This is a genomic window from Citrobacter sp. Cb023 (assembly GCF_030336805.1).
In the GTDB taxonomy this organism is placed as follows: Bacteria; Pseudomonadota; Gammaproteobacteria; order Enterobacterales; family Enterobacteriaceae; genus Citrobacter; species Citrobacter braakii.
The window spans coordinates 128421-136250 of the sequence record NZ_JAOWCV010000016.1 but is presented as its reverse complement, the minus strand read 5'-3'; the positions used below and the strand labels follow the sequence as shown (position 1 = coordinate 136250).

The following is a 7830-nucleotide window of genomic DNA, read 5'->3' as shown; positions in this document are numbered from 1 at the left end:
TTGTTCCGTGTCAGTGGAGGCGCATTATAGGGAGTTATTTCAGGCTGACAAGGGGAAATTTAAAATAATCTTCCGAGTGCTTATTTTTCCACCAAAACAGCCTAAACAGCCAGTTTTTCGAGCGTCTTAAAGCCATAACGCTGCAGCACGGGCAATAATTGTTCGGCTTCTGCCGTCATTGCCATGCAGAATGCGACATTCTCATCAGTTGATTTCGCGTCTGGCGCTTCATGTTCTAATAACCAGGCCGTACGACGCGCAATCGCGGCACCAGAATCCACCAGCCGCGTCCCCTCGGGCAGGACCTGTAAAAGTTCTTCCCGTAATAGAGGGAAATGGGTGCATCCGAGCACCACCGTGTCAGGTGGTTCCGACATCCGCAGCCAAGGGCGCAGGACACGACGCAGTTCTTCCAGAGAAACGGTTTCACCGTGCAGCTTCGCTTCCGCCAGTTCCACCAGCTCAGCGGAACCCAGCATCGCTATCTGACATTCGTTAGCAAACCGTGCAATCAACTCATGGGTATATGAACGCTTCACCGTTGCACGCGTAGCCAGCAGTCCCACCACACCATTCGCCGTGAGTCGCGCCGCCGGTTTAATGGCAGGCACCACGCCCACAACCGGAAAGGCAAATTTCTCACGTAATGCAGGGAGCGATACCGTGCTTGCTGTATTACACGCGATGACCGCAAGAGAGAGGGGATAGCGCTGCTGGACCGCAGTCACAATCTCAACAACACGTTCGACGATAAACTCCTCGCTCTTCTCTCCATAAGGAAAGGCGACGTTGTCGAAAGCGTATATATAGTGGAGATCCGGCAGAAGACGCCGGATCTCGTCATAGACCGACAACCCACCGACGCCGGAATCAAACACCAGCACAGTGGGGCGCGGATCAGAAAGTGTAGCTGCCAGACAAGGTGTATTCCCGTCCTGCAGTTGCGTAGCCATAAACTGTCTCGTAATCTTTATCGAACAGGTTGGCGATTTTACCACGAACTGTCAGCTGTGAGGTGATTGGATATGACACGCCAAGATCCCACAGGCTAACCCCACCCATTTTTACCGGCTGGTAGGTTACGTAGTCAGTGTCATAACGCGTTCCCAGGTAATGATACGTCAGGCCCCAGTCAAAATCATAAACCTGCCAGTCGAGCTGGTACTTCACCTGGTTTTTAGAACGCCGTGCGAGCGGCTTGTCCGTAATCGCATTGCGCGAATCGACATAATCGTAGCTCAGCGTATGTGCCAACGGCCCGGTATCAAAGTTTGCGGTCGCTTCCACACCTTTAATACGAACTTTACCTTCGTTAAAGTATTTCTCGGTATGCGGGTCGTAATCGATCATGTCATCGATATCATTACGATATCCGGATACACGCCAGTTCACGCCCGCCGTTAAGCCTTCAAACGCCCCTTCCCATTGCTTACTTTGTTCAGGATCCAGGTTCGAATTGCCGTAATAACCATGCAACTGTCCGAGATTAGGCGCTTTGTAAGATGTACCGTAGGACGCAATAAAGCGATAGCCTTCAATAAACTCCCATCCGGCGCTGGTTTGCCATGTGCCATGACGGCCAAACTCGGAGTTATCATCACTGCGCGCCGCACCTTCAAAGGTAAAGTCGCCCAGTTGCTGCAACCCGGTCAGGTAGAGACCCGTATTACGCTGATCGTAACCGTCCGTGACATACCCGGTGCCAGGCGTCGTGGTTTGCTTTTGCCAGTCAACGCCTGCGCCTACGTTACCGTGACCAAGCACCATACTGTTGGACCACTGAACATTATATTGCTTCATATCATCCAGTGTGGCCGAGGAGTCATAGCGGCCATAATCCGGATCATAGTTGTAATCTTTACTATGGCTATAGCTGGAAACCAGTTGTGACTGGATAAGCTCGCCATTAAAGCGCAGCCCGGCATCCCAGCTTTGGCTATAGAGCTGACGGGTATCCACTAACGGCGTCCCAGGATAATAATACGCGTCATAATCTGTTCGGTTATCATAGCCGTAGCCGCGAACAAACCCGCTCCATGTATCGGAAAAGTTATGTTCCAGCGCGCCATACAGCGTCTTACTTAAGAAACCGTCTTTGTCGGGCTGAGCCTGAGAGCCAGTGCTACCGTATGCGACAACATCAAAACCTTTGGTATAGGCATAATCGCCCATTAATGTGACGCGCGTATTTTCGCCAAGCTGTTGTTGGGTTGAGACATCGTAATTCTGATACCCATTGCTCCCCACACCGGCAGTGAGTTCCGTCCCCAGCTTTTCACGCGTGGTAATGATATTCACCACACCGCCAATCGCATCAGAACCATAAACCGCCGAACGCGGCCCACGAATGTATTCGATACGTTGCACTAACGAGACTGGGAACTGGCTAAGATCGGCTGCGCCGCTAACCCCTGCCAGGTTCAGACGCACGCCGTCAATCAACACCAGCACATGGCTGGCGTTGGTGCCGCGAATAGAAATAGACGAATTTTGTCCCATACCACCGTATTGCGCGATATCCACACCCGGCAGGCGACGAAGCACATCATTGACGGAAGTGGATTGCCAGCGATCGATATCCTGACGCGTAACAACGGTGATAGGGGCAAGTACAGCGCTACGAGGCTGCTGAAAACGGTTGGCAGTGACGACGAGAGTATCTGGGCTAGTGTCCTGCGCCCAACCCGAAAATGCTGTGACGGACAGCGCCGTGCACAGCAACGATTTTTTAATCATTGTAAAGCATCCACAATATAAGAAGGATGCCGCAGGTCCCACCGATAGTACGCGATGATGAAAGCCAGATGCGACGTTAGCCGGCAGGTCTTCGGGCTTGGAGGCAACTTAAAGAGATGATGACTTCCCACGGCAAGCCGCAGTGTCTGCACCAGGTGCGCTCATCTCCTACCTTCCTTACCGCTGCGCGTCAGCTCCAGATTCACACTGGATTCCCTTTTAACTCACAGGACCGGAAAACGGATGCTACAGTTTGTTACAACCTGGTGTCCAGACCGCGCATCACAATATCGGAAATCATCAATGACTGGACATCTGTTGAGCAATCCCTACAATCCCCGCGTACTTTTATTTTTCAGGACGCATCATGACCCCCGAACACCTTCCGACAGAACAGTACGACGCCCAGTTAGCTGAAAAAGTAGTGCGTCTGCAGAGCTTAATGACGCCATTTTATGCACAGGCTCCGGAAGTGTTTCGCTCGCCGGTCAGCCACTACCGTATGCGCGCGGAATTTCGTCTGTGGCATGACGGGGATGATCTGTACCACATCATGTTCGACAGCCAGACCAAAAGCCGTATCCGCGTCGACAGTTTCCCGGCGGCCAGCGAGCTTATCAACACGCTGATGACGGCAATGATCGACGGCGTTCGCAACAACCACGTCCTGCGCCACAAACTGTTCCAGATTGATTACCTCACTACCCTGAGCGATCAGGCGGTGGTATCGATGCTGTACCATAAAAAACTGGATGATGAATGGCGTCAGGAAGCTGAAGCGCTGCGGGATGCGTTACGGGCGCAAAACCTGAACGTGCATCTGATTGGCCGGGCAACCAAAACCAAAATCGAGCTGGACCAGGATTACATTGACGAACGCTTGCCGGTTGCGGGTAAAGAGATTATCTACCGCCAGGTTGAGAACAGCTTCACCCAGCCGAATGCCGCCATGAATATTCAGATGCTGGAATGGGCGATTGATGTCACCAGGGGATCAAAAGGCGACCTGCTTGAGCTGTACTGCGGCAATGGCAATTTCTCGTTAGCCCTCGCACAAAACTTCAACCGCGTGCTGGCCACTGAAATCGCTAAGCCGTCCGTGGCTGCTGCGCAATACAACATAGCGGCTAACCATATTGATAACGTACAAATTATCCGCATGGCGGCCGAAGAGTTTACTCAGGCGATGAACGGGGTTCGTGAGTTCAACCGTTTGCAGGGAATCGATCTGAAGAGTTACCAGTGTGAAACCATTTTCGTTGACCCACCGCGCAGCGGTCTGGACAGCGAAACAGAGAAAATGGTGCAGGCGTACCCGCGAATTCTGTACATCTCCTGTAACCCGGAGACATTGTGTAATAACCTGGAAACGTTAAGCCAGACGCACAATGTTTCACGCCTGGCTCTGTTCGATCAGTTCCCGTATACGCACCATATGGAGTGCGGAGTATTACTGACCGCCAAGTAAATGATGTCCTGGCCGGGGGCGCTTCGCTTGCCCGGCCTACAAATATTACTCCACGATTTCCTGTCTACGGTTACGCACTTTAAAGCCGATCCAGAACACCAGAATCACTGACAGAACCGCCGGGAAGAAGTTAGAGCCAATATCCGGATATTCAGCGCGTACCACAGTGCTGTACAACAGAACGCCGAGAATAAAACAGGCGGCGGCCAGGCCCGGTAACCCCACAGGCATGGTGCGGTTTTGATAGCGTTGATGCAGACAATAAACCGTCAGCACCAGCGAAATAATTGGGAATACTGAGAATGGCACAATGGAGCTAAACAGCGCCGCAAATGTGCCATTGATCGATAAGCCAGCAACCAGCGCCAGCAGCAGCGTACCTTTATCTTGACCTGACTGTTTCATTGCTCGTCCTTCTCGTTACTCGGAGTGATGCGTCATCTTCTCTTGTTCACGGCGGTACCAATAAAATGCGCCCTTCGCGATCATGCGCAGTTGCAATACCAGCCGTTCTTCCAGCTGTCGACGCTGCTCGGCGCCAACATCCAGTGCTTCTGCCCCGGCGCTGAACACAATGGTGACCATGGCTTCGGCCTGCGCTTCAGTAAACGCACGAGGCATATGGTTTTCGAGTTCGAGATAGTCCGCAAGTTCCGCAATGAAGTGCTGAATTTCACGAGCAACCGCTGCGCGAAACGCCGCGGAGGTTCCCGAACGCTCGCGCAATAATAAACGGAAGGCGTTGGGATTGTTGCCGATGAACTCCATAAATGTTGAGACCGAGGTGCGGATCACACTCCCGCCCTTCGCGATACGCTGACGCGCCTGACGCATCAACTGACGCAGCATCAAACCACTCTCATCCACCATCGTCAGGCCGAGTTCATCCACATCGCGGAAATGGCGATAAAACGAGGTTGGCGCAATGCCCGCTTCACGAGCGACTTCGCGTAAACTGAGGCTGGCAAAACTACGCTCAGCGCTGAGTTGACTAAATGCGGCTTCTACCAGCGAACGCCGGGTTTTTTCTTTTTGTTGCGCTCTAACGCCCATCACGATGTCTGAATCCTTCCACATACCTTGCTGGCACTATACCAGAGATTAAGCGGTTGGCATGGCTTTGTGAATGATTGTTTACGCGCAGTTTGTGCTTCGAGTTCGCAAAAAAGCACAACGATAATTGGGTTATCCCGACAACGATGTTACTATTCTGTTGCTTTTATGTATAAGAACAGGTAAGCCTGACCATGTCACATTCCTACGATTACGATGCAATAGTAATAGGTTCCGGTCCCGGCGGCGAAGGCGCTGCAATGGGTCTGGTTAAGCAAGGAGCGCGCGTCGCGGTGATTGAGCGCTATCATAACGTCGGCGGAGGCTGTACCCACTGGGGGACCATCCCGTCGAAAGCCCTCCGCCACGCCGTCAGCCGTATTATTGAATTCAATCAGAACCCACTTTACAGCGACCACTCCCGACTCCTTCGCTCTTCTTTCGCCGATATTCTCAACCACGCTGATAACGTTATTAATCAGCAAACGCGTATGCGGCAAGGATTTTACGAGCGCAACCACTGTGAAATTTTGCAGGGAAATGCCCGTTTTGTTGATGAACACACACTCGCCCTTGAATGCCACGACGGCACGGTGGAAACGCTGACCGCGGATAAGTTCATCATCGCCTGTGGTTCACGCCCCTATCATCCGGTGGATGTCGACTTTTCCCATCCCCGGGTTTATGACAGCGACTCTATCCTGAGCCTGCACCATGAACCCCGCCATGTTTTGATTTATGGCGCGGGAGTAATTGGCTGCGAATATGCGTCGATCTTCCGTGGAATGGACGTCAAAGTCGATTTAATCAACACTCGCGATCGCCTGCTTGCGTTCCTCGATCAAGAGATGTCCGACTCGCTCTCTTACCACTTCTGGAACAGCGGTGTGGTCATTCGCCACAACGAAGAGTACGAGAAGATTGAAGGTTGCGATGACGGCGTCATCATGCATCTGAAATCCGGTAAGAAACTGAAAGCCGACTGCCTGTTGTACGCCAATGGCCGTACCGGTAATACCGATTCGCTGGCGCTGGAAAATATTGGGCTGAAAACCGACAGCCGCGGGCAGTTGAAGGTCAACAGCATGTACCAGACGGCGCTGCCGCACGTGTATGCCGTAGGAGATGTGATCGGCTATCCGAGTCTGGCATCGGCGGCCTACGATCAGGGACGCATTGCCGCACAGGCATTGGTAAAAGGCGAAGCTACCGCGCATCTGATCGAAGATATCCCGACCGGGATTTATACCATTCCGGAAATCAGCTCCGTCGGTAAAACCGAGCAGCAGCTCACGGCCATGAAAGTTCCATACGAGGTTGGCCGCGCCCAGTTTAAACATCTGGCACGTGCGCAAATCGTGGGTATGAGTGTCGGAACGCTGAAGATCCTGTTCCATCGCGAAACAAAAGAGATTCTGGGGATCCACTGCTTTGGGGAACGCGCGGCCGAAATTATTCACATCGGTCAGGCGATAATGGAGCAAAAAGGTGGTGGTAACACCATCGAATACTTCGTTAACACCACCTTTAACTACCCAACCATGGCGGAAGCCTATCGGGTAGCAGCGCTAAATGGCTTAAACCGCCTGTTTTAACGCACTGTCGAAATGGCCATCCATTGACCCACGGATGGCCTCTGCCAGCTGTTCATAACGGCTGCGCAGCGGCGAACCTGGACGATACACCAGGCCAATCGTACGGCGCGGTTCTGGCTTGATACAGGGCAAATAGACAACGCCATCACGCTTACGCTCCGGCGGCACGGCCAGCGCGGGCAGTAAGGTAATACCGCTACCTGCCGCCACCATGTTACGCAGCGTTTCCAGACTGGTCGCCCGGAAATGGGTATCCTCATCAGCACCCGCTTCAAAGCAGAAGCCCATCGCCTGATCGCGCAGGCAGTGGCCATCCTCTAGCATCAGCAGTTTCTCACCCGCCAGATCGGACATCGGCACACAGTCGCGGTTTGCCCATGGGTGATCTTCATAGATCGCCAGCAGCATAGGCTCATCAAATAACGGTACTTCGATGAACGCCTCACTCTCTTTCACCAGCGCCAGAATGACGCAGTCGAGCTTACCGCTATCCAGTTGCGCCAACAGCTGATGCGTCTGCGCCTCATGGAGATACATTTCCAGTTTTGGGAAGGTCTGGTGCAACATAGGAATAATATGCGGCAGCAGGTATGGCCCCACCGTTGGGATCAAACCAATATGCAGCGGTCCAGACATTGTCTCGCCTTGTTGGCTTGCCATCTCCTTGAGCACTTTGACCTCGCGCAGCACGGTGCGCGCCTGATCCACCAGCAGTAAACCTGCCTGAGTGAACAGTACTTTGCGACTCGTACGCTCCAGCAGCATGACGCCAAGCTCATCTTCCAGCTTGCGGATCTGCCCGCTCAGCGTTGGCTGACTAACGTGACAGGAGTCTGCCGCTCGTCGGAAGTGACGATGTTCGGCTAGCGCCACCAGGTATTCAAGATCACGAATATTCATTATTCATCCTCCATCGCCACGATAGTTCGTAGCGATAGGTAGAATAGCAACGAACGATTATCCCTATCAAGCTTTCTG

7 protein-coding genes and 1 riboswitch are annotated in these 7830 nt (G+C 52.8%); of the genes, 2 read left to right on the top strand and 5 right to left on the bottom strand.

Translation table 11 applies throughout. From position 1 onward, the window contains the following. Positions 1-101: 101 nt before the first annotated feature. Both murI and btuB read right to left on the bottom strand, forming a co-directional pair. On the bottom strand, positions 102-953 hold the full coding sequence (gene murI / locus OGW44_RS00705) for a glutamate racemase (RefSeq protein ID WP_016157938.1): 852 nt from the start codon (positions 951-953) through the stop codon (positions 102-104). Then, the gene (btuB, locus tag OGW44_RS00700) at positions 898-2736 is read right to left on the bottom strand and encodes a TonB-dependent vitamin B12 receptor BtuB (protein ID WP_185655085.1); all 1839 of its coding nucleotides are present in this window, start codon (positions 2734-2736) and stop codon (positions 898-900) included. The genes murI and btuB overlap by 56 nt, the downstream gene beginning before the upstream one ends. A 65-nt stretch (positions 2737-2801) precedes the next feature. After that, a riboswitch (cobalamin riboswitch) is annotated at positions 2802-2988 on the bottom strand. Positions 2989-3103: 115 nt separating this feature from the next. Between btuB and trmA the strand changes: the two genes are divergently transcribed. Then, positions 3104-4204: a tRNA (uridine(54)-C5)-methyltransferase TrmA gene (gene trmA / locus OGW44_RS00695; RefSeq protein ID WP_185655084.1), complete on the top strand. Its 1101-nt coding sequence runs from the start codon at positions 3104-3106 to the stop codon at positions 4202-4204. Positions 4205-4249: 45 nt separating this feature from the next. Here trmA and OGW44_RS00690 read toward each other — a convergent pair whose 3' ends face one another. Together OGW44_RS00690 and fabR are read right to left on the bottom strand one after the other, a co-directional pair. Further along, complete coding sequence (locus tag OGW44_RS00690) at positions 4250-4609, bottom strand: YijD family membrane protein (RefSeq protein WP_016155292.1); 360 nt, start codon at positions 4607-4609, stop codon at positions 4250-4252. A gap of 15 nt (positions 4610-4624) precedes the next feature. After that, positions 4625-5260 (bottom strand): HTH-type transcriptional repressor FabR, encoded by a 636-nt coding sequence (fabR, locus tag OGW44_RS00685; RefSeq protein ID WP_003028862.1) that lies wholly within the window; start codon positions 5258-5260, stop codon positions 4625-4627. A 191-nt stretch (positions 5261-5451) separates the two neighbouring features. Between fabR and sthA the strand changes: the two genes are divergently transcribed. Further along, positions 5452-6852, top strand: coding sequence for a Si-specific NAD(P)(+) transhydrogenase (sthA, locus tag OGW44_RS00680; protein ID WP_016155291.1), 1401 nt, complete (start codon positions 5452-5454; stop codon positions 6850-6852). Here sthA and oxyR read toward each other — a convergent pair. Then, entirely contained in the window at positions 6835-7752 is a 918-nt protein-coding gene (gene oxyR, locus OGW44_RS00675) for a DNA-binding transcriptional regulator OxyR (RefSeq protein ID WP_003028858.1), read from the bottom strand. The two genes, sthA and oxyR, sit on opposite strands and share 18 nt — an antisense overlap. Positions 7753-7830 lie beyond the last annotated feature (78 nt).